The organism is Collinsella sp. AM41-2BH, from assembly GCF_003468085.1.
Lineage (GTDB): Bacteria > Actinomycetota > Coriobacteriia > Coriobacteriales > Coriobacteriaceae > Collinsella.
Window position 1 is genome coordinate 1 of sequence record NZ_QSGH01000004.1, and the last position, 23,224, is coordinate 23,224.

16 protein-coding genes are annotated in these 23,224 nt (G+C 62.2%); 13 read left to right on the forward strand and 3 right to left on the reverse strand.

Going from position 1 to position 23,224, the window contains the following annotated elements; translation table 11 throughout:
* Positions 1 to 418: 418 nt before the first annotated feature.
* Positions 419 to 1,993: a carboxypeptidase M32 gene (locus DW899_RS02955; protein WP_117799952.1), complete on the reverse strand. Its 1,575-nt coding sequence runs from the start codon at positions 1,991 to 1,993 to the stop codon at positions 419 to 421.
* Between the two features lie 504 nt (positions 1,994 to 2,497).
* Here DW899_RS02955 and pheS point away from each other — a divergent pair.
* The 6 genes from pheS (at position 2,498) to DW899_RS02985 (ending at position 10,159) form a co-directional block, all read left to right on the forward strand.
* Positions 2,498 to 3,574 (forward strand): phenylalanine--tRNA ligase subunit alpha, encoded by a 1,077-nt coding sequence (gene pheS, locus DW899_RS02960; protein WP_055250566.1) that lies wholly within the window; start codon positions 2,498 to 2,500, stop codon positions 3,572 to 3,574.
* 163 nt (positions 3,575 to 3,737) lie between these two features.
* Positions 3,738 to 6,191 (forward strand): phenylalanine--tRNA ligase subunit beta, encoded by a 2,454-nt coding sequence (pheT, locus tag DW899_RS02965; RefSeq protein WP_117799953.1) that lies wholly within the window; start codon positions 3,738 to 3,740, stop codon positions 6,189 to 6,191.
* A gap of 326 nt (positions 6,192 to 6,517) precedes the next feature.
* Positions 6,518 to 7,603 carry a cobalt transporter CbiM gene (cbiM, locus tag DW899_RS02970; protein ID WP_117799954.1) on the forward strand — a complete coding sequence of 362 codons (1,086 nt, stop codon included), beginning with the start codon at positions 6,518 to 6,520 and terminating at the stop codon, positions 7,601 to 7,603.
* Positions 7,581 to 8,417, forward strand: a complete 837-nt coding sequence (locus DW899_RS02975; protein ID WP_117799955.1) for an energy-coupling factor transporter transmembrane protein EcfT — start codon at positions 7,581 to 7,583, stop codon at positions 8,415 to 8,417. The genes cbiM and DW899_RS02975 overlap by 23 nt, the downstream gene beginning before the upstream one ends.
* 46 nt (positions 8,418 to 8,463) lie before the next feature.
* On the forward strand, positions 8,464 to 9,231 hold the full coding sequence (locus DW899_RS02980; RefSeq protein ID WP_233539880.1) for an energy-coupling factor ABC transporter ATP-binding protein: 768 nt from the start codon (positions 8,464 to 8,466) through the stop codon (positions 9,229 to 9,231).
* Between the two features lie 79 nt (positions 9,232 to 9,310).
* Positions 9,311 to 10,159, forward strand: a complete 849-nt coding sequence (locus DW899_RS02985; protein WP_117799957.1) for a hypothetical protein — start codon at positions 9,311 to 9,313, stop codon at positions 10,157 to 10,159.
* Here DW899_RS02985 and DW899_RS02990 read toward each other — a convergent pair.
* Positions 10,156 to 11,229: a hypothetical protein gene (locus DW899_RS02990; protein ID WP_147349716.1), complete on the reverse strand. Its 1,074-nt coding sequence runs from the start codon at positions 11,227 to 11,229 to the stop codon at positions 10,156 to 10,158. The two genes, DW899_RS02985 and DW899_RS02990, sit on opposite strands and share 4 nt — an antisense overlap.
* A gap of 421 nt (positions 11,230 to 11,650) precedes the next feature.
* Complete coding sequence (gene pyk, locus DW899_RS02995) at positions 11,651 to 13,111, reverse strand: pyruvate kinase (protein ID WP_089572705.1); 1,461 nt, start codon at positions 13,109 to 13,111, stop codon at positions 11,651 to 11,653.
* A gap of 441 nt (positions 13,112 to 13,552) precedes the next feature.
* Here pyk and DW899_RS03000 point away from each other — a divergent pair, with 441 nt between their 5' ends.
* The 7 genes from DW899_RS03000 (at position 13,553) to DW899_RS03030 (ending at position 23,224) form a co-directional block, all read left to right on the forward strand.
* Positions 13,553 to 16,234 (forward strand): cation-translocating P-type ATPase, encoded by a 2,682-nt coding sequence (locus DW899_RS03000; protein WP_117799959.1) that lies wholly within the window; start codon positions 13,553 to 13,555, stop codon positions 16,232 to 16,234.
* Between the two features lie 614 nt (positions 16,235 to 16,848).
* The gene (gene rsgA, locus DW899_RS03005; RefSeq protein ID WP_199570253.1) at positions 16,849 to 17,802 is read left to right on the forward strand and encodes a ribosome small subunit-dependent GTPase A; all 954 of its coding nucleotides are present in this window, start codon (positions 16,849 to 16,851) and stop codon (positions 17,800 to 17,802) included.
* 251 nt (positions 17,803 to 18,053) lie between these two features.
* Entirely contained in the window at positions 18,054 to 18,713 is a 660-nt protein-coding gene (gene cpaB / locus DW899_RS03010) for a Flp pilus assembly protein CpaB (RefSeq protein ID WP_233539881.1), read from the forward strand.
* Positions 18,713 to 20,362, forward strand: a complete 1,650-nt coding sequence (locus tag DW899_RS03015; RefSeq protein WP_117799961.1) for a P-loop NTPase — start codon at positions 18,713 to 18,715, stop codon at positions 20,360 to 20,362. The genes cpaB and DW899_RS03015 overlap by 1 nt, the downstream gene beginning before the upstream one ends.
* Complete coding sequence (locus tag DW899_RS03020) at positions 20,359 to 21,687, forward strand: CpaF family protein (protein WP_006235095.1); 1,329 nt, start codon at positions 20,359 to 20,361, stop codon at positions 21,685 to 21,687. Before DW899_RS03015 ends, DW899_RS03020 begins: the two co-directional genes overlap by 4 nt.
* On the forward strand, positions 21,660 to 22,586 hold the full coding sequence (locus DW899_RS03025; protein WP_117776651.1) for a type II secretion system F family protein: 927 nt from the start codon (positions 21,660 to 21,662) through the stop codon (positions 22,584 to 22,586). The genes DW899_RS03020 and DW899_RS03025 overlap by 28 nt, the downstream gene beginning before the upstream one ends.
* Positions 22,583 to 23,224 carry a type II secretion system F family protein gene (locus DW899_RS03030; RefSeq protein ID WP_117759583.1) on the forward strand — a complete coding sequence of 214 codons (642 nt, stop codon included), beginning with the start codon at positions 22,583 to 22,585 and terminating at the stop codon, positions 23,222 to 23,224. The genes DW899_RS03025 and DW899_RS03030 overlap by 4 nt, the downstream gene beginning before the upstream one ends.

Below are 23,224 nucleotides of genomic sequence, written 5' to 3' on the forward strand. Positions count from 1 at the left end.
CATCGAAATTTATCGGTGGCCCACTTCAGACTGTAATGGGGTTATAAAAGGCTGTGGTCAAAAAAGGGCAAATATGAGTACTGTTACTAAATAAGTAACAGCAAATTTTGCCCTAAGAGGCTATTTTGGCAACGCCTGGACGTTATATCAAAGAGCATTGCTCCTCACATGTCCAATAAACAGGGTCCCAAATGAGAATAAATCTCATTTGGGACCCTGTTTTAGCCCAAAATAATGCTATCAACCAGACAGCAGTACTCATTTTTGCCCTTTTTTGCCCACAGCCTCTCCGGAGCAGTCATCCGGCACCTGGGGACGTTCCTAAACTGCCGGCAAAAAAGGAACGTCCCCAATGACTAGGGGGCGCCGTGGGATTGATCCCGCGGCGCCCCCTTTGCGTCGGCGTGTCGGTTATGCCTTACAACTCGTACAGCGTGGTGAACTTGTCCTGCAGGTAGCTGCAGTAGTAGCGGGCATCGAACGCCATGCCGCAGGCGCCCTTGATGAGCTCCGGCGCGTCCTTGGCGCGGCCCCACTGCCAAATGCGCTCACCCAGCCAGGCGCGGACGGGCGCCAGGTCGCCGCTCGCACAGGCGCCGTTAAGGTCGACACCGTCGCGGCACATGGCCGGCACAAACATGGCGTCGTAGGCGCTACCCAGCGCATAGGTGGGGAAGTAGCCAAACGAGCCGCCGCTCCAGTGCGTATCCTGCAGGCAGCCGTGCGTGTCGTCGGGAACGGGAATGCCCAAGTACTCGTTCATAAAGCGGTTCCAAAGCGCGGGGATGTCCTTGGCCGTGGCCTCGCCGGCAAACAGCATGCGTTCAATCTCGTAGCGCACCATAATATGCAGCGGATAGGTGAGCTCGTCGGCCTCGGTGCGGATCAGCGACGGCTGCGCAATGTTCACGGCGCGGTAGAGCGTGTCCTCGTCCACGTCGCCGTAGGCCTCGGGCGCGTGACGGCGCAGCACCTGCAGCAGCGGTCCCATAAAGGCGCGGCTGCGGCCCACGGTGTTCTCAAAGAAGCGGCTCTGGCTCTCGTGGATGCCCATGGAGGTGCCGCCCTCCAGGCACGTGCGCGCATAGGCGGGATTGACGCCTAGCTCGTAGGCGGCGTGTCCTGCCTCGTGGATGATGCTGTAGACGTTGGAGATGCAGTCGTCCTCGTAGATGTGCGTCGCGATGCGCGCGTCACCCACGGAAAAGCCCTCGCTAAACGGGTGCTCGGTAAAGGCAAGCGTGGTGTCGTCTAGGTCCAGGCCGACAAGCTTCATAAGGTCGAAGCTCATGGCACGCTGGGCGGCCTCAGGCACGCGGGCGTGCAAAAAGTCGGCAGCCGGCTGCTGGCCGCGCTCGCCGATGGCGTGCACGAGCGGCACGACCGTCGCCTTGACCTCATCGCAAAACGCGTCGAAGCTCTTGGCGGAAAGGCCGCGCTCGTACTGGTCGAGCCAAACATCGTATGGGTCGCGCTTGGGGTCCATGAGCTCGGCCTGATGCTTAAGTTGGGCGACGATTCTATCCACATAGGGCTCAAAGCTCGCCCAGTCATTGGCCGTCTTGGCCTTGTGCCACACGGCGTCGGCCTCGCAGGTGAGCCTGGTCCAGGCCTCGGCTTCCTCGGTGGGGATGACGCTTGCCTCGCGCTGGTCGCGGCCGAGTACGCGAATCTCGTCGAGCAGCTGCGGGTCGTCGATCTTGCCACCGGCGACGGTCTCGCGTGCCAGCGAGCGCACAAGTTCGACAGACTTTTTGCTGGTCAGCAGCTTGTGATGCTCGCCAGCAAGGGTGCCCATAGCATCGGCGCGGGCCGCGGCGCCGTTGGCGGGAGCAATGGTCGCGCCGTCAAACTCGGCAATCTTGAGCAGGTACTCGCGAGTCCACAGCTTGCCCTCGAGCTTACGGAATTTTTTGACAGCCTTATCGACCTTCATGCCTTTGGGCGTCTTATCCGCTGCGGGCTTGGCCATCTTATCCTTGTTCTTTCCCATACCTATATCCTTGATCTCGCAGACCGGACGCCACGGGTGGGCGTACGGCCAGTTTGCACAGCTACCTACCTTGTACCCAGTGCGAACAAAACGGAACGCGGCGATATGCTCGCAGAATGTGTTATCCTATAGCCCAATGCGTTGACGGAGAGGGTTTTGCCCGCCGCGTCGCCGGCAAGAGAGGGAAGGTCATGGGCTGCAAGCCTTCCTGCGGTGGCAAGGGCCAAGCGTTCACTCCCGAGCAGCGACCTCAACGGGCGCGCGGCTAGCGGCGGCGAAGCCCCAGTAGGGAAGCCGTGAGCCTCGCGATAAGGGGTGCAGAGTGGGCACGGCGGGCCAGACATCCGCTGGGTCAAACAAGGTGGTACCGCGGAATTCAACCGTCCTTGGGCAATGCACATGCCCGAGGACGGTTTTTTGTTACCGAACCGGGCCGCGCATCCGCAGCATCGGGCGGCGTCAGCCGTCCCGGAGCGCGGATGCGCGAGAGACGAAAGGGAAGACATGAGTCTGATTGATGATCTGGTCAAACTCGAGGAAGAGGCCAAGGAGCTCGTCGCAGGCGCCGACGACGCAGCCAAGCTCGAGGCTGCGCGCGTTGAGCTGCTCGGCCGCAAGGGCCGCATCACCGGCCTGATGCGCATGATGGGCAAGCTCGCCCCCGAGGATCGTCCCGTGATGGGCAAGCGAGCCAACGAGATGCGCCAGCTGATTGAGGGCATGCTCGACGAGCGCAACACCGAGATGAAGGCCGCCGCCCTCAAGCGCGCACTGGAGCACGACGCCGTCGACATCACGCTGCCGGGCATCCGTCCGCAGATCGGCCACCAGCACCTGATCAAGCAGATTATCGAGGAGGCCGAGGACATCTTCTGCGGCATCGGCTACACCGTCGAGTCCGGCCCCATGGTCGACACCTCCTACTACAACTTCACCGCGCTCAACGCCCCCATGGATCACCCGAGCCGCTCGGCCCGCGATACCTTCTACGTGGTCGACAACAACCCCGGCAGCGTCGCGCACCCCGAGGCTCACGCCCACGGCGAGTCCGACGTGCTGCTGCGCACCCAGACTTCGGGCGTGCAGATCCACACTATGGAGTCGCAAAAGCCGCCCATCTACATGATCTGCCCGGGCACCGTCTACCGTCCCGACACGGCCGACGCCTGCCACCTGCCGCAGTTCAACCAGATCGAGGGCCTGGTCGTCGACGAGGGTATCACCTTTGGCGACCTGAAGGGCACGCTCGACTACTTTGTTAAGTGCATGTTTGGCGAGGATCGCAAGACGCGTTACCGCCCGCACTTCTTCCCCTTCACCGAGCCCAGCTGCGAGGTGGACGTGAGCTGCCACGTGTGCGGCGGCAAGGGCTGCAACTTCTGCAAGCACAGCGGCTGGATCGAGATCCTGGGCTGCGGCATGGTCGACCCCAACGTCCTGATCAACTGTGGCATCGATCCCGAGAAGTACACCGGCTTCGCCTTTGGTATTGGCGCCGAGCGCGTCGCGGCCCTGCGCTACGACCTGCCGGACCTGCGAACGCTCATGACGGGCGATATGCGCTTCTTGAATCAGTTCTAGGCTTGCCCAGGCACCCCATCTTGGCGTTCAAACCGTCGCTCGCGTACCTTTAGTACGCGTCGCTCCTCTTTCACGCCAACCTGGGGCACCTGGACAACCCTAAGGCGAACGTCTTCATTTGATATTTCCTCCCTATGCGGAGATTAAGAACTAGGAGAGCTACATGCGCGTTTCTTACGACTGGCTCAAGACCATGATCGATATTCCGGAGGATCCCAAGACCCTTTCGGACGAATATATCCGTACCGGCACCGAGGTCGAGGCGATCGATACCGTGGGCGAGTCCTTCGACCACGTGGTGACCGCCAAGGTACTCACCAAGACCCCGCACCCCGATAGCGACCACATGTATGTGTGCTCGGTCGACGTGGGCGACAAGAACCTCGACGCTGACGGCAACCCCGCTCCGCTGCAGATCGTCTGCGGCGCGCAGAACTTTGAGGCCGGCGACCACATCGTCACGGCCATGATCGGCGCTGTCCTGCCCGGCGACGTCAAGATCAAGAAGAGCAAGCTTCGCGGCGTCGTGTCCATGGGCATGAACTGCTCTGCGCGCGAGCTCGGCTTGGGTGGCGACCACTCCGGCATCATGATTCTGCCCGAGGACACGCCCTGCGGTATGCCGTTTGCCGAGTACGTGGGCTCGAGTGATACTGTGCTCGACTGCGAGATCACGCCCAACCGTCCCGATTGCCTGTCCATGATCGGCATGGCCCGCGAGACCGGCGCCATTTTCGATCGCGATTTCCACGTTGAGCTGCCCGCCATCAAGGCGGAGACTGGCCGCGCGACCGACGACGAGCTTTCCGTCGAGATTGCCGACGAGGGCCTGTGCGACCGCTATGTCGCCCGCATCGTGCGCAACGTGAAGGTCGGCCCGTCGCCCGACTGGATGGTCAAGCGCCTCAACGCCCTGGGCGTGCGTCCGCACAACAACATCGTCGACATCACCAACTACGTGATGATGCTCACCGGTCAGCCGCTGCACGCCTTTGACCTGGACACCTTTGCCGAGCGCGATGGCCACCGTCGCGTGGTGGTTCGCGCCGCCCAGCAGGATGAGAAATTCACGACGCTCGATGGCGAAGAGCGCGTGCTCGACGCCGGCATGGGCCTTATCACCGACGGCGAGCGCCCCGTGGCGTTGGCCGGCGTTATGGGCGGCATGGATTCCGAGATTGAGGACGACACCGTCGACGTGATGGTCGAGAGCGCTTGCTTCAACGCCGGTCGCACCTCGCACACCAGCCGCGATCTGTCGCTGATCTCCGACGCCTCCATTCGCTTTGAGCGCCAGGTTGACGAGACTGGCTGCGTGGATGTCGCCAACGTTACCTGCGCGCTCATCGAGGAGATCGCCGGCGGCGAGGTTGCTCCCGGCTATGTCGATGTTTTCCCCGCGCCCAAGACCATCGACAGCATCAAGCTGCGCCTGACCCGCGTGCATGCCATCTGCGGTGCCGACATCGAGCCCGACTTTATCGAGCGTTCGCTTACCCGCCTGGGCTGCACCGTCGAGCGCGACGGCGAGGACTTTATGGTTACCCCGCCGAGCTTCCGTCCCGACCTGCCGCGCGAGATTGACCTGATCGAGGAGGTCCTGCGCCTATGGGGCATGGGCCGTGTGACGGCGACCATCCCGGCTGCCAAGAACCACATCGGCGGCCTGACCCGCGAACAGAAGCTCACCCGCAAGGTCGGCGAGATCCTGCGCGCCTGCGGCCTCAACGAGACCACGACCTTTGGCTTTGCCGCCCCGGGCGATCTGGAGAAGATTGGCATGTCCACCGAAGGCCGCGGCTGCCCCGTGGTGCTCATGAACCCGCTGGTGGCCGAGCAGACCGAGATGCGCCGCTCGCTGCTGCCGGGTCTGCTGCAGTCTGTGGCCTACAACGAGGCCCACGGCACGCCTAACGTGCATCTGTACGAGGTCGGCAGCCTGTTCCACGGTCGCGAGAACGCCAGCCTGCCCAAGGAGACCAAGTCCGTGGCGGGTGTGCTCTCGGGTCAGTGGAGCGAGCAGTCTTGGAACATGAAGTACCGCAAGCTGCGTTTCTTCTTTGGCAAGGGCATTGTCGAGGAGCTGCTCGCCCAGCTGCGCATCGAGAAGGTCCGCTTCCGTCCCGTCGAGGGCGAGGGCTACGCTTTCTTGCAGCCGGGTCGTGCGGCCGAGGTTCTGTCCGGCGGAACCGTGCTGGGCTGGGTCGGCGAGATTCACCCCGAGGCGCGCGAGGCGATGGGCATCGATGAGGTCGTCGTTGCCTTTGAGCTCGACTTGGACAAGCTGATCAAGGGCGCCCGCAACCAGGAGAACTACCGTGAGTTCTCGCAGTACCCGGCCGTTGAGCACGACCTTGCCATTGTGGTTGACAACTCCGTGACCTGTGAGGATCTTGAGCGCCGCATTACGAGCGCCGGCGGTAAGTTGCTCGAGGGCGTGCGCCTGTTCGACGTCTACCGCGATCCCATCCGCATCGGAGCGGGCAAAAAGTCCATGGCCTTTGCGCTTACGTATCGCTCCGACGACCACACGCTTACCAGCGAAGAGGTCGAGAAGGCGCACCAGAAGATCGTCACCAAGGTGTGCAAGGGCGTAAATGGCGAGGTCCGCTCGTAATCTTTGCTGTTCGGAACCCGCCCCCTGCGGGGTTTTCACGGCAACGTCCTCGCCGCTTCGCGGCTGCGGGATGTTGCCTTAGAAAACCCCTCTCGGGGGCGGGTTCCTGCGCTAACCTTGTTGCGAGCGGACCGCACCTTCTTCCGGGTGACCGGATAGTTGGGAGTGCAAGGGCCCTTTATTGGGCGGTGCGTGGGCCTGGGTTAATAACGTACGTATTGCAAGGGCGTGCTGCGTTGTGGGCGGGGCGCCTTTTTGTTAGTATGCAGAGTCGGTGTTACGGATTGTTAGAAACGTAATACGCAACGTTCTGATTGAGAGGGCTCATGCATATTCCCGATAATTATCTGTCCCCGCAGACCGATGCCGTTATGGCGGTGGCGATGGTGCCCGTATGGGTTCACTGCATCAAGAAAGTGCGCGCCACGCTCGATCGCGAGCATATGGCCTTTCTGGGTATTTGCGCTGCGTTCTCCTTTTTGCTCATGATGTTCAACGTGCCGCTGCCCGGCGGCACCACTGGTCACGCCGTCGGCGGCGCACTCATCGCGCTGCTGCTGGGCCCCGAGGCCGCGGCTATCGCTGTCTCGGTCGCGCTGGCGCTGCAGGCGCTGCTGTTTGGCGACGGCGGCGTTCTGTCGTTTGGCGCCAACTGCTTTAACATGGCCTTTGTGCTGCCGTTTGTCGCTGCTATCGTGTTCCGTGCGCTCAACAGCCGTCTGCACGACAAGAGCTGGGGCACCTCGGTTTCTGCCATCGTGAGCGGTTGGGTCGGCCTGTGCCTGGCGGCCCTGTGCGCGGCAATCGAGTTTGGTATTCAGCCGATGCTCTTCACCAACGCTTCGGGCGCCCCTCTGTACTGCCCCTTCCCGCTGTCCGTGGCTATTCCGGCCATGTTGATCCCGCATATGCTGGTTGCCGGCGTGATCGAGGGCGTGGCGACGGCCGCCATCTACGGCTTCATTAAGAAGACGGCGCCGAGCATTATCGTCGGCCCCGAGGCTGTCGATGGCCAGCTTGCTGCCGAGGACGCTGCTGCCAAGAAGACCTCGCTGGTCCCCACGCTCATCTTGGTTGCCGTGCTTGTCGTAGCCACGCCGCTGGGCCTGCTGGCCACGGGTGACGCTTGGGGCGAGTGGGGCGCTGAAGGCGCCGCGACCGCCGTTCAGGAGGCTGGTGACGACAGCCTGCAGGCTTCGGTCGGTCTCGATACCCCGACCTTTGCCGATGCCCTGCCCACGGGCGATTATCTGCAGGCCTATTCCGAGGAGCAAGGCCTTGGCTTTGCCGGCCAGGCCGCGATGTATATTCTTTCGGGCGTGATTGGCGTGGCGGTGCTCACCATCGCATTCCGCCTGGTCTCGCTGACGGTCAAGGAAAGCGGTGCTCATGGCAATAGCCGAGCTGCCTAGCTGGCTTACGGTCGAGCAGCGATACGAGCCCGCGGGGGCTCGGCATCGTGTGATGCAAAAGAATGTCCTACACCTGGCGAGCCTGCTTGAGCGGGTTCGCCTGGGTGGAGGCGCGCACGAGGGCGGGTCGATGGTCGACCGCGCCCTTTCTTGCGTTTCGGCTCCGGTGCGCCTGGTGGGGATGTTCGTCTGCGTTCTGTGCGTGTGCCTGACGCAAAGCCCGCTGTATCTGATGTTGATGGCGGCTATCGCGCTGGTGCTCGTTGCCGTGCGCCCCGTACGCGGGCTGCGGGCAACCTTTGTGCCGGCACTTGGCGCTGCGGGGCTCGCGGTGGTTTTGGCGCTGCCTGCCCTGCTGCTGGGCGCTTCTGCCGCGGGCGCCATGCTCAAGATCGCGCTCAAGACGTTCATTAATGTGTCGCTTGTGCTGGGCGTTTCATGGACGCTTACCTGGAGCCGCATGTCGGCGGCGCTCAAGACGTTGCATCTGCCCGACGAGGTCATCTTTACGTTTGATATGACGCTCAAGCATATCGAAGTGCTGGGACGCACGGCGCACGATCTGTGCGAATCGGTCATGCTGCGCAGTGTGGGTCGTGCGCCTGCGGGTTTTTCGCGCACCGACTCGCTGGCGGGTATCATGGGCATGACGTTTATCAAGGCGATGGAATGTAGCCACGCGATGGACGAGGCTATGCTTTGCCGTGGCTTTGCCGGTGCGTATCCGGCGCCCGCGCGCGCCGGGTTTGGCTGGCGCGATGCGGTCTATGCGGCCGGCGTGGCACTGCTGGCAGTGTTGTGCGCCGTGCTGTAGGCGCTGCTGGTTCTTGCTGGGGATGCAAATAGGGAAGGGCGACGTTTTGACGATCGATATGAATAGTGCGGCGGGCACGAACGGTGCGGGCGGCGAGGCCGCGCCGCTCATCGAGCTGCGCAACGTGGTGTTCTCATATACGGGGCATACGGTGGTCGACGGCGTTTCGCTGCAGGTCGATCGTGGTGAACTCGTTGCCCTGCTTGGTCCTAACGGTTGTGGCAAGACGACGATCATGCGCCTTATTAACGGCCTTGAGCTTACGGACGCGGGTGCGTACCTGTTCGATGGGCGCGTGGTCGATGCGGCATATCTCAAGGATTCCGCAGCCGCTCAGCGTTTTCATCAGCGCGTGGGCTTTGTGTTCCAGAATGCCGACGCCCAGCTGTTCTGTGCCACGGTGGGCGAGGAAGTTGCTTTTGGTCCCGCGCAGATGGGGCTGCCGACAGACGAGCTCGAGCGCCGCGTCCGCGATGCCATGGAGCTGTTCCAGGTTGCCGATCTGGTCGATGCCTCGCCCTATCAGCTTTCGGGCGGGCAAAAGAAACGCGTTGCGCTGGCGGCGGTCGTATCGATGAACCCCGATATCCTAGTGCTCGATGAGCCCACCAACGGGCTCGATGAGGACTCGTGCGACATCGTAGTCAACTTTTTGCTGGCCTACGTTGCTGCCGGTAAGACGGTTTTGATGAGTACGCATCATCAGGATTTGGTGCGGCGCCTGGGTGCCCGCGCCATCTATATCGATCGATATCACCATGTGGTCGAGGCGCCGGTGTCGTCGTATGGAACCGAGAGCGGCGCTGCGGAATAGTTGCTGCGTAGAGCGTGCGTAGCCGCCCGCGCGGCTTTGCCGTGATGGTATAGTTATCCAGGTTTTTATGGGGGTGGCTATGCCAAGCTGGAACATTCATATCGCTCAAACGGAGCGCTTGCTGACACGTGCTAGCGTGCTTGCCGATAGCGTGCGCGACCGCAATGCCTTTTTGTTTGGCTGCGTGGTTCCGGATATCTTTGTGGGCTACATGGTTCCCGGCATTGCCGATCCCATCCCGTACCGCATCACGCACTTTGCTAAGCCCGAGCCTATCCCCAAACCACGCGAGCACGAGTTCTGGGATACCTATGTGACGCCGCTGCTTAAAAGTTCGCCCACCGGTGCGCCAGCCGCGGCGACCTCGATTATCGAGGAGCGCGAGCGACTGAACCGCGTGCACTATCCCCAGCGCTACAAGGATGCCGAGCCGGTTGCCGGTCCCGGCGCCTGTGAGTTCTCGCTTGCGCCCGAAGATGTGGCGCAGTCGCTGCTCGATTTAACGCTGGGCGTCTGGTCGCATCTGGTGGCCGATACCGTATGGAATACGCGCGTGAATCAGTACCTGGAGGCGCACGGCGGCAAGCCGTGCGAGGAATTCCGCATTAAAAAGCAGGGCGATTTTGACTGGTTTGGTAAGACGCTCGGCATTGTTTCCATCCCGCGTGCGACCGATCGTCTGTATACCGCTGCGGCACGTTTTGGGCAGTATCCCATCCATAAGGAGTATGTGCTCAAGACCATCGGCGTTATGCACGAGATTGTGCGCGAAAACCCCGGTGAGCCCGATCATCCGCCATACCGCCTGCTAACTGAGGAGTTTTTCGATGCAACGTTTACCGAGGTCATCGAGCTGACCGAGGTGGGCTTTGCGACTCGCGTTGCCGCTTCTGACGTCCCCGCAGTCCCTCTGATCACTAGCTGCTAGCTGGCCGGCTTGACGGCGAACAGCTCATCCCAATCGACCAATAGCTCCCGCCGCAGGGCATCTTCGGTGGTGCGTTTCTGATCGGTCTTTGGGATGTAGGGGAGCCCTGCCTTTTTATGGATGAGTTCGGCGATGTTGTTAAAGCTCTTCGTGTCTTTGATTTGCTCATAGGTTATCTGGATAACGTCATAGCTCATGCTTGTGAGGGCGGTGGTGCGCTCGGCATCGGAGAGACTTGCGGCTTCGCCATCGTGGGCGGAGCGGCCTTGGCATTCCAAGATGACGCCCATGCTGTCGTTGTTGCTCTCGATGAGGATATCGGCGTAGCAGCAGGTTTTGTCATACAGTGAGCGCGCGGCGTCGCTGAGTGGGATGCGCACGTTGTTTGCGATGTTGATGCCCATGCCGCCCTCGTTGCGGGGGAGCGAGACAAGCATAGAGGCCTGTACTTCGAAGGGCGAGGCGGTCTGCCCCGTCATGTGCTCGGCCGCCCAGCGCAGTTGTTTAACGCCGCGCAGGCCTGCAGCCTGCTTGGCGAACGCGGCGATATCCGCCGCGCTGAGGAGCGGCGGGCGCTTCCACAAATTGGTGTCATTGCCCTTGGTGTCGACAACACGCTCCCAGCAGCAGTTGGGTGGAATGAGCTTAAGCGAAATAGCTTCATCAAGTTGTTGTTGCGTTCGCTCGCAGGGCTTAAACACTGCAAAGGAGCCGCACATCTCGTAGCAAGCCATGAGTAGCTGGTTGCGTGAGACCTGCGTAGCAAGGCTGAGCAGCGTAAACTCGGGCGACGTGACATCAAATCCATGTTCAGTTTGCCTAAACGACCCGGGAGGCGGCTCTTGGGTCAGGAGGTGCGATTTAAACAGGCTTCGCGACCCGGATTGTGCTCGAGTGAATACAAACCTGTGAAGCGGTGCGTGAAGTAGGTCTTTTACAACTGCATGACTTCCGAGGCCGCAACATCTGCGATCCATATTGCCAAGGCTAATGGCGGGGTAAAGCCCTAATACCTGCGGCGGGATACAGTGATAGTAAAAAGCGGATTGACCGCATAGCGTCAGGTCCATGATATCCTCCTGGTCGAAATGTGCTTTTGGACCGTGCGATGCCAGCGTCAATTCGGAAGTATGCGGCAAAATCTGAACCCTGTGAGCAGACCTGGCTTTTGAGGCCAGTTTATCAGGCATTTTGTTGCGAAAAAACGGGGTGTGCTCGGAGGTCTCAGAATTTGCCGCATACTTCCGAAAACGCGGTCGATCTGGCTCTTGCTAAAACGATTTAGCAGCGTCGGGTAAGGTGTGGTTTCGCCATCGGGCGAACACTTTTAGCGCTTGGGACTTTATTTTTGGGCCTCGAAAGGTGGATTTCGCGCTTTTGGTAAAGAAATGGGTGCGTGTTTTGCCGTGTGCCGGCATTGACACAGAAAAAGGGCCCGGAAGGCGAAGCCTTCCGGGCCCTTTGCAATGCAAACATGCTTGCAAGTACGACTTAACGCACCTGAGCGACGTAAGCGACGTTGGTCGAGGAGACCTTGTCCTCGAGCTGGACGCTCATGCGGGGATCGCCGGCGGTAGCGACGGTCAAATCGCCAGCCTCGACGTAGCCGAGCTCCTTAGCGGTCTCGATCGCCTTGACGATCGTGCCGTTGACGGTGCCCTGGGTAATCTCGGCCTGATGCGGGATAACGCCCCAGTACATGATCATCTGCTGGACGGCCCACTCGTGGCGGGAGAACGCGCAGATCGGCATGTTGGGACGGAAGTGCGAGATCAGGCGAGCGGTACGACCGGTGGTCGTCGGCACGGTGATGCACTTGGCGCCAACGGTGGTAGCCATGTTCACAGCGGACATACCCACAACGTTGTTGACGACGCGGGTGCCGTGAGCATCGGCCGGAACCTCGAGCGGAGCGTGGGCCGGGAGGTACTTCTCGGTCTCGAGAGCAATGCTGGCCTGCATCTTGACGGCCTCGACCGGGTACTTACCGGCAGCGGACTCGCCAGAGAGCATAACGGCGTCGGTGCCGTCGTAGATGGCGTTAGCAACGTCGGCAACCTCGGCGCGCGTCGGGCGCGGGTTCTGCTGCATGGAGTCGAGCATCTGCGTAGCAGTGATGACGGGCTTGTAGGCCGCGTTGCACTTGGCGATGATCTCCTTCTGGATGTGGGGAACGAGCTCGGGCTTGATCTCGATGCCCAGGTCGCCACGGGCGACCATGATGCCGTCGGAAGCCTCGAGGATCTCGTCGAAGTTCTCGACGCCCAGGGCGCACTCGATCTTCGGGAAGATCGTCACGTGCTCGCCGCCGTTCTCGCGGCAAAGCTTGCGGATGCCACGGACGGACTCGCCGTCACGGATGAAGGAAGCGGCGATGTAGTCGATGTTCTCGGTCAGGCCAAAGAGGATGTCCTGACGATCGCGCTCGGTGATGGCGGGCAGCGAGATGTTGACGTTGGGCATGTTGACGCCCTTGCGCTCGCCGATCAGGCCGTCATTCTTGACGACGCAGGTCATGTCCTGGCCGTCGACGGACTCGACCTCGAGGGCAACCAGGCCGTCATCGATCAGGATGAGGGAGCCCTTCTCGACCTCGGAGGGCAGAGCCAGGTAGTCGAGGGAGATGTGCTCAGCGGTGCCGTGGAAATCCTCGGACGTAGGCTGAGCGGTGACGACGATCTTATCGCCGGTCTTGACGGCAACCTTCTTGCCGTCGACCAGAAGGCCGGTGCGGACCTCGGGGCCCTTGGTGTCGAGCAGGATGCCGACGGGCAGACCGAGCTCCTTGGAAATACGGCGGACGCGCTCGATGCGACCGTGGTGCTCGTCGTAGGAGCCGTGCGAGAAGTTAAAACGGGCGACGTTCATGCCCGCCTTGATCATCTCGCGGATGGTCTCGTCGCTATCGCAGGCGGGACCCATGGTGCATACAATCTTAGTGCGCTTGTACATTCAGACCTCCATCTGACATCGTCTTGCGCTGATAGATAAACCATAAGAAATAAAACCGTGTTGATTATAACGAAATGCTGACCGAATACCCCATAAAATCGACCGTATGCCGAATTAGAAGTTCATTTTTTGCGGGATAAACGGTATATGAAAAAATTTACCAACCGCTCTAACCGCTGCTATCTGGGCGATATGTCAGTTTGGCGATGTGCCGAAGAAAAAACGTTTTACCAATGTTGAGCATCACACGGTCTGCACCGTTGCGTGCGGACCATATTTCCAAACCGATTGTTTTGGCTAGACGCGTCGCTTTGGGGTACCATAGCTCCACTATCAACTGCCGCTCAGCACGGCAGCCTTGATGAGCCCTTGCCCTTCTCCTGGGAATTATGATCGGGCATCAATCTGCTGAGTGGCCCGAATCCCAGGAGGGGACTCTATATGCAAAAGGAATACCTGTCCGCCGCGGCGGAGGTGCTCAGCGACCAAGGTGTCGATGAGAACCTCGGCCTGAGCAACGACGAGGCGTCTTCGCGCCTCGCCAAGACAGGCCCTAACAAGCTCGAGGAAGCTGAGAAGACGCCGCTGTGGAGGCGTTTCTTTGAACAGATGGCTGACCCTATGGTCATCATGCTGATCGTTGCCGCCGTCATCAGTGCGCTCACGGGCATGGTCAAGGGCGAGCCCGACTTTGCCGATGTTGCCATCATCATGTTCGTCGTTATCGTCAACTCGGTGCTGGGCGTGGTCCAGGAAGCCAAGAGCGAGGAGGCCCTCGAGGCCCTGCAGGAGATGAGTGCGGCGCAGTCCAAGGTGCTACGCGACGGCAAGCTCGTGCACCTGCCGAGCGCCGAGCTCGTGCCCGGCGACGTGATCATGCTCGAGGCGGGCGACTCCGTCCCGGCCGACTGCCGCGTGCTCGAGAGCGCCACGATGAAGATCGAAGAGGCCGCGCTCACCGGCGAGTCCGTGCCCGTCGAGAAGCATGCCAACGTGATCGAGCTCGCCGCCGGCACCGACGACGTGCCGCTCGGCGACCGTAAGAACATGTGCTATATGGGCTCCACCGTCGTGTACGGCCGTGGTCGCGCCGTCGTGGTCGGCACCGGCATGAACACCGAGATGGGCAAGATCGCCGGCGCCCTGGCCGAGGCCAAGGAAGAGCTCACGCCGCTGCAGGTGAAGCTCGCCGAGCTCAGCCGCATCCTCACCATCATGGTGATCGTCATCTGCGTCGTCATCTTTGGCGTTGACATCCTCCGCCACGGCGTGGGCAACGTCCTTACCGATCCGACTGCCCTGCTCGACACCTTTATGGTTGCCGTCTCGCTCGCCGTCGCCGCCATCCCCGAGGGCCTTGTTGCCGTCGTGACCATCGTCCTTTCGCTTGGCGTGACCAAGATGGCCAAGCGCCAGGCGATTATCCGCAAGCTCTCTGCTGTCGAGACCCTTGGCTGCACACAGACCATCTGCTCCGACAAGACCGGTACCCTTACCCAGAACAAGATGACCGTCGTCAAGCACGAGCTCGCTGCGCCCAAGGAGAAGTTCCTGGCAGGTATGGCGCTGTGCTCCGATGCTCAGTGGGACGAGGAGCTGGGCGAGGCCGTGGGCGAGCCGACCGAGTGCGCGCTCGTCAACGATGCCGGCAAGGCTGGTCTTACTGGCCTGACTGCCGAGCATCCGCGTGTGGGCGAGGCCCCGTTCGACTCGGGTCGTAAGATGATGTCCGTGGTCGTCGAGACCCTGGACGGCGAGTATGAGCAGTACACCAAGGGTGCGCCCGACGTGGTGATCGGCCTGTGCACCCACATCTACGAGGGCGATAAGGTCGTCCCCCTGACCGAGGAGCGTCGTGCCGAGCTCGTGGCCGCCAACAAGGCCATGGCCGACGAGGCCCTGCGCGTACTGGCGCTGGCAAGCCGCACCTACACCGAGGTTCCCGACGACTGCAGCCCCGCTGCGCTCGAGCATGACCTGGTCTTCTGTGGCCTGTCCGGCATGATCGACCCGGTCCGTCCCGAGGTGGCCGACGCTATCCACGAGGCGCACGACGCCGGTATCCGCACCGTCATGATCACGGGCGACCACATCGACACCGCCGTGGCCATCGCCAAGCAGCTGGGCATCGTCGCCGATCGCAGCCAGGCCATCACCGGTGCCGACCTCGATCGCATGAGCGACGAGGAACTCGACGCGCACATCGAGGACTACGGCGTGTACGCCCGCGTCCAGCCCGAGCACAAGACACGCATCGTCGAGGCTTGGAAGTCGCGCGACCAGATCGTGGCCATGACGGGCGATGGCGTCAACGACGCCCCGTCCATCAAACGCGCCGACATTGGCGTTGGCATGGGCATCACCGGTACCGACGTCACCAAGAACGTTGCCGACATGGTGCTCGCCGACGACAACTTTGCCACCATCATCGGCGCCTGCGAAGAGGGTCGCCGCATCTACGACAACATCCGCAAGGTCATCCAGTTCCTGCTTTCGGCTAACCTTGCCGAGGTGTTCTCGGTGTTCATCGCCACGCTCATCGGCTTTACCATCTTCCAGCCGGTGCAGCTGCTGTGGGTGAACCTGGTCACCGACTGCTTCCCCGCGCTTGCGCTGGGCATGGAGGATGCCGAGGGCGACATCATGAAGCGCAAGCCGCGCAACGCCAAGGACGGTGTCTTTGCCGGACATATGGGTCTGGACTGCGTGGTCCAGGGCCTAATCATCACCGCGCTGGTGCTGGCGAGCTTCTTTGTGGGCGTGTACTTTGACATGGGCTACATCCACATCGCCGATATGATCGCCGGCAATGCCGACGAGGAAGGCGTGATGATGGCGTTCATCACGCTCAACATGGTCGAGATTTTCCACTGCTTCAATATGCGCAGCCGTCGTGCGTCGCTGTTCACCATGAAGAAGCAGAACAAGTGGCTGTGGGCTTCCGCCGCGCTGGCGCTGGTGCTGACGGTGATCGTAACCGTGCAGCCGACGCTTGCTGAGATGTTCTTTGGCCCCGTAACGCTTGAGCTCAAGGGCGTTGTCGCTGCCCTGGGCCTTGCCTTCCTGATTATTCCGCTGATGGAGATCTACAAGGCGATCATGCGCGCGGTCGAGAAGGAGTAAGTTAACCTGTCCGGGCCCGCCCCTGCGTGTTTTCTTCTTCGCTGGTCCTCGCGCTTCGCGCTGCGGGATCGCTCAGAAGAAAACACTCCCGGGGTGGGCCCTACGGTATCCTTACTGGCTTTTCTCCCGCGCGGATGAAAAAGGGCTGAGGGAAAGAAGGTGAGCGGCCGAGCAATTGCTCGGCCGCTCGTTTTGAATAAAGGATGTGCCCTTTGGAAACCCCTCTCGGGGGGCGGGCCCTGCGGTGACGTTGCTGACTTTTCTCCCGTGTGGATGATAAAGGCTGAGGGAAAGTGTGTGAGTCGGTCGAGCATTTGCTCGACCGACTCTTTTTTGTGGGAAAATACCTGCTCAGTTGTGATTTATGGTGCTGGGAGGCGCTTGTGGGCAAGGCTAAGGCTAAAGCGAAGAAAAAGACGACGGGGGCGCGGGCTAAGCGTGACCGTCGTCGGAAGCTTGCGACCGAAGCCCCCGCGTCTGCCGAGGAGTTGTTGACGAGCGTACCGGGGCTCGATGCGTTGCAGGATGTTCCGGCGTTTGACGATCTGCCGGTTGATGCCGCCCAACGGGCAGCCTTCGATGATTTTTGCGCGCAAGCCGAGGAACCCGAGCAGATGCAGTTGGGCGCCGTGGTGCGCCTGGACCGCGGGTTTCCGCTGGTGGCGACTGCCGATGACACGTTTCGTGCCGAGCATGCCGTGGGGTTTGCCAAGTCGCGCGGCGAGGACGAGGTCCTGCTGCCTGCCGTGGGCGACCGTGTGGCGGTGCGCCGCGCTCCCGGGCACGATATGGGCGTGATTGAGTGCGTGCTGCCGCGCCGTACGAGCTTTGAGCGTTGGCGTGGCCGTGCCCGCGGTGAGCGCCAAGTGCTCTGCTCCAACGTTGACAGCGTGCTGATCGTGCAGGCGCTCGGCGCCGGCGAGGTGCTGCTCGATCGCGTGGCGCGCTCACTGGTGTTGGCGCTCGATTGCGATGCCGAGCCGGTGGTGGTGCTCACCAAGGCCGACCGCTGCGATGCCGAGGAGCTCGAGCGCGATCTGGACCGCGTGCGCCGCCTGGTGGGTCCGGACGTGCGCGTGATCGTGACGTCCTCTGCCGAGGGCCGCGGCCTGGACGAGGTCCGTGCCTGCGTGCCTGCCGGGAGCTGCGCCATGATTCTGGGCGAGTCGGGTGCCGGCAAGTCGACGCTGCTCAATGCGCTGCTGGGCCACGATACGTTGGCGACCGGCGGTGTGCGCGAACGCGACGACCAGGGCCGTCACACTACCGTCGCGCGCGTGATGGTGACGCTGCCGGGCGACGCCGGCGTGATCGCCGATGCCCCGGGCCTGCGCAGCCTACCGCTCGTGGGTCACGAGCGGGGACTGGCCCGCGCCTTCCCCGAGATTGTCGAGGCATCGCGCGCGTGCCGGTTTGGCGATTGCACGCATACCCATGAGCCGGGTTGCGCCGTTCGCGAGGCCGAGGACGCCGGGCAGATCGATAGCCTGCGTCTGGAAACGTTCCAAAACCTGGCGTTATCCATGCGCGTGAGTGCTCAAATGCTCGATCCCGATGTCCATCTGTAATTGATTTTTCCTATGACAGCCGTTTCCCAACTGTTCGGGAGACGGCTTTTTGCTGCGGAAAAGCCTCGAAACATGCAGTTTGCTGACGTGCTGACCAAAACCTTGCCACGAGCTTGACGGGCTGGTCAGCTTTTGGTCAGCGATTGGTTTGACATCGAAAACCAAGATTGCGATTGCGCCGCTTTGCACTCTGACCGCCCAGACAATGGTGGTACGGGCATTCGCCCGGCACTGCCATGAGAGGAGCGGCCGTGAACAAGAGCAAGCGCATCGCCATCAGTCTGGTCGCGGGCGTGCTCGCTGCTCTGCTCTGCATGGTTTACGGCTCGTCGATCCGCTCGCAAGCCGAACAGGTCCAGGCTGAGACCTTGGCCAAGTACGGTGGCGATCGCGTCGAGGTATGCGTCGCGGCGCGCGATATCGATGTGGGTGAGACCCTCGATGAGACCAATGTCATAACCCAGGAGTGGCTGACGAGTCTGCTGCCGCGTGACGCGGCGACCGAGCTACGCCAGGTGCGCGGCGACGTGACGACTTCGCGTATTCCCAAAAACGCCGTGATCTGCAATGTCTACACCAAGGCCGAGAGCCACATGCTCGAGGTGCCTAAGGGCAAGGTCGCCGTTTCGGTGGCGGTCGATGCCGAGCACTCGGTCGGCGGTGCTGCGGGCGTGGGCAGCTACGTGGACGTGTACGTGCAAAAAGACGACGTAACCGATCGGCTGTGCGGCGCGTACGTGATCGATACCAGTGAGGATTCCGGTTCCACGCGCGAGGGCAAGATCGAATGGGTGACGCTGGCGGCTGACCCCGAAGACGTCAAGGAACTGCTGGGAGCCTCGGGCAAGGGAACGGTCAGCTTGACGATTCCCGCCACGGCGCGCGGCAAAAAGAGCGGAGGCGACGAGTGATGAAGGCGATCTGGCTTGCGTGCTGCGCGTGCGGCGATTACGGGCTGTTGCAGCGGGAAGTCGAGGGCCGTGATGTGGGTGCACAGGTGCTTCGCGTGGGTGACCTGGACGGGCTGGTTTCCATGGCGCGGGCGTTTCCGTCGCGCCGCGGGGCTGCCATCATCGCGGCGTCTCTGTTTGATACCGAAGATGTGCGCAAGACTGTTGCGCGCCTGACGGCCGAAGGCCGCGTGAGTCGCGTGGTCGTGTTGATAGAAGCGCTCGATCCGTCGGATATCGAGGGGCTGTTTCGCGCGGGGGCGACCGAGGTCATCGCTGCGCACAGTGTATGCGGCAACGGGCGCGCGGGCGAGGGAGCGGTTGATTCCGATCGGCACATGACGATTGAGCCCGATGCTTTTGTTGATAGGGAACCCGGGGCGCCTCGCGCTACAAGAGGCCCGCGTGTTGATGATTATGGAAAAGCGGAAGCCGAGCATGGTCGGCGCCCCCGGAACCCCCTTGTAGACGATGACGCTGGAGGGCCGGCGCAGCATGCTGGCGACTCCCCGGCTGTAGATATGGGATACGTGCACGGCGTGAATCTGGCGGATGAACTCGACGAAGTTGAGGGCTTTGCCGGGTGCGGCGAGTTGTCGCTAATGCAGCATGAGCAGATTGCGCAGAACGAGCCTGCCTCGCAGACCGAACAAGCTGCTATGCCGGCTTGGACGCAGCGTGTGGTTGCGGCGGGGGAGACGGGGGCGCTGTCACCGACGCCCGCCCCGCCGCCTCCGATGCCGCCGGCAGACGCTGCCGCTCCGCCGCATCGAGCTCCGGTCATCTGCGCTATTTCGGGTTCGGGCGGTTGTGGCAAGTCGACGATCGTTGCCACCATGGCACACACATCGTCGCTGTTGGGCTTGCGTGCCGCCGTGCTCGACCTGGACCTGATGTTTGGAAACCTTTACGACTTGTTAGGCGTCGATGCTCCGCGCGATATGGCGGCACTTATCGAGCCGTCGGCGGCGGGCACGCTCACCGAGCCGGATATCGTAGCCACATCGATGCGCGTGGCGCCGGGCGTTACGCTCTGGGGTCCCGTCGCGGCGCCCGAGCAAGCCGAGCTCATGGCGCGTCCGGTGGAGCTACTGCTTGATGTTCTGCGTCGCGAATCCGACGTGGTCTTTATCGATACCTCGGTCTTTTGGGGCGACGCCGTGGCGGCTGCGGTGGCGGCGAGCGACCGTTGCCTGGTCGTTGGCGATGCGGCGGTGTCGTCCGCGACATCGGCGTCGCGCGTCATCGAACTGGCAAGTCGAGTAGGTGTGCCGCGCACGCGCATGAGCGCCGTGTTCAACCGGTTCGGTGCGCGCGGGGCAGACGAGGACGTCGCCATGCGCTTTGAGATTGCCTGTGCGTTGAGCTCCAAGATTCGTATCGCCGATGGCGGGCAGGATCTCGCCGCGCTCATGGCGTTTGGGCGCGCTGACGAGGCGGTGGGGCAGACCAGTGCTTTTGCGACTAGCATGCGCGAGGCCACGCGCGAGATGCTCGTGGAACTGGGGTGCGCCGTCGGCCCTTGGAGCGATATGGTCGCCGACCGTGCAACGCGTACCGAACGCCCGCGTATCCGCCTTCCCTGGTTGCGCGAGGGTGATCAGCGATGAGCCTGCAAACGAGGATTAAGGCTGCCGGCGCTGCAGCGGCGGCAGCGCCTGTAGATGCGGGGCGTCGCCGCGCGGTGAAACGACGCACCAAGCGCGCCGTGATGGACCGCATGGGTTACGACGAAGTGGCGCGTATCAGCGCCTATATCGACCCGGCACTTGCCCGCTCGGAATTGCGTCCTGCGGTGGAGGCGGCGCTCAATGTTGAGGAGCCGACCGATCTCGCGACGCCCGAGCGCGAAACCATCATCGACGAGATTTTGGATGACGTGGTGGGCTTGGGGCCGTTGCAGCCGCTCATCGAGGACGACACCGTTACCGAGATCATGATCAACGGCTGTCGCTCGGCTTTCTTTGAACGCGGCGGCGTCTTGTACCCCATCGAGCATGCGTTTGAGGATGATGAGCAGATCCGTGTGCTTATCGACCGCATTATCTCGCCGCTCGGCCGTCGTATCGACGAGCGTAGCCCCATCGTCAACGCCCGCCTCAAGACGGGTTATCGCGTCAACGCGGTGATTCCACCCGTTGCGATCGACGGGCCAATCCTCACCATCCGAAAGTTCTCGGACCGTATCTGCTCGCTGGACGAGCTCGTGGGGTTGGGATCGCTGCCGCTTTGGTATGCGCAGCTGCTGTCGTGTGCGGTGTCGCTGCGACAAGACCTGGCGGTTGCGGGAGGCACGGGATCTGGTAAGACCACCCTGCTCAACGCGTTGTCATGTGAGATTTCCACCGGCGAGCGCATCGTGACGATCGAGGACTCTGCCGAGCTCAAGTTTGCGCATCATCCGCACGTGGTGCGCCTAGAGGCGCGCGAGGCTTCAATTGAGGGTGAGGGCGCGGTGACGATCCGCGACCTGGTGACTAATGCCCTGCGCATGCGCCCCGACCGCATCGTGGTGGGCGAGGTGCGCGGTGCCGAGTGCTGCGACATGTTGCAGGCCATGAACACGGGCCACGACGGATCGCTCACCACACTTCATGCGGGTTCAGAACAGGAGACCGTGGTGCGTTTGACGTTGCTTGCACGTTATGGGATCGATCTGCCGAGTGAGCTTATCGAGGAGCAGATTGCCATGGCACTCGACGGTATCGTGATGTCCGAGCGCCACGCCGATGGCAGGCGTTTTGTCTCCTCGTATTCGGGGGTGCGACGCGCCGCATCGGGCGGCGTAGAGCTCGAGCGCTATGTGACGTTCGATGCCGCCGAGCGCACCTGGACGCTTGACCGCGAGCCGCCGTTTATCGCAGAAGGCCTGCGGTCGGGGACGCTCACACAAGAGGAGGTGGACGAATGGAGATCGCTGTGCCCCTCGTCGTAGGGGGCTTGGCAGGGCTTTCTGTCGCGACGGCGTGCGGGGCGGAACCTCGTGTGCCGCAGGTACCGCCGGCGGAGCTGGCACGTCAGGCGCTCGAGACGGTGGCAGAGAAGCTGCCGCGTGAGCTGGTGAAAAACGATCTGCTGAAAAAGATCGCCCGTTCGTGGGCATCGCTGGCTCCGGCGCATCGCCTTGGCCTCGTGATCGAGGATGCTTCGGGATGTTTGGCGTTTCTGCTGCTATCGAGCGGTGTCTGCTGCGTTTTACTAACGATGGTGTCGTTATCGCCCCTCGGATTTGCCTTGGGACTTGTTGCTCCGTTTGCCGTTGGTGCCGCTCGGGATGGCTTTGAGAGCCGGCGCGAGCAACACGATGCAGAAGAGGCAATGCCCGAGGCGTTTACCGCACTTTCCATGTCGCTTGCCTCGGGACATTCGCTGGCCCAGGGCATGCGCTTTGTGGGCGCTCATGCGCAAGAGCCAGTGCATAACGAGTTTTTGCGGGTGGCGGCGGCGATCGATTGCGGCATCTCGGCGACCGACGCGCTCGATGACTTGCTCGTGCGTATCGACGCCCCCGGTCTTTCGCTTGTGACCTTGGCGCTTAAGGTGTCTCAGCGCACCGGCGCTCCGCTTGCCGACTTACTGTCCGAGGCGTCGAGCATGGTGGGGGAGCGCATTGAGCTCAAGCGCCGCCTGGATGTTAAGACGTCGCAGGCTCGCATGTCTGCGCATATGGTCGCGGCGATGCCGGCGGGCATGTGCGCGGTGTTGGCGCTGCTTTCGGCAGATTTTCGTCGCGGTCTTGCGACGCCTGCCGGCGCGGGTGCTGTGGTGCTGGGTCTTGCCCTCAACGCCGTTGCCCTGGTGGTTATCCGGCGCATTATGCGGGTGGAGCTATGAGCGCCTCGGTTGCAGTTGCGGCTTGCCTGTGCGCCCTGAGTGTATTTGTCGCGACGGGTTTTGATCGGGCGGATGCACGCAAGATCGCGGGGGCCTGTAAGCGCGAGGCGGTGCTGGTCGCTGCCGCGGGTCGCTCGGTGGTCGATGCTCTGACCGCGCGAGTGAAGGGCGCGGTTGGAGCGGGCGGCCCGGCGCGAGTGTCGCTCGGCGAAGTGTCCGAGATGATCGATGTTGTGCGCTTGGGTCTTTCGGCCGGTCTTTCGTTTGATGCGGCGCTTGAGATTTTCTGCGCCAACCGCCGGTCAGTGCTGGCTCTTCGCCTTGAGCGCGCCTGCATGGCGTGGCAGGTGGGCGTGGGCACGCGTGAGGACGAGTTGTTGGCCGCCGCGCGCGACCTGGACGTGCGAGCGCTCGAGACCTTTGCCATCACGGTGGGGCAGGCGCTCGCCCTGGGTGCCCCACTTGCCGAGACGCTGGCCGCTCAAAGTCGCGAGATCCGTGCGGCTCATCGCGCCGCGGTCGAGCGCGAGATCGAGCGTGCGCCCGTCAAGCTGTTGATTCCCACCGGCACGCTCATCTTGCCGGCGTTGCTTCTGTCCATATTGGGCCCGCTGCTGGGAGCAGGCGGGATGATGTAG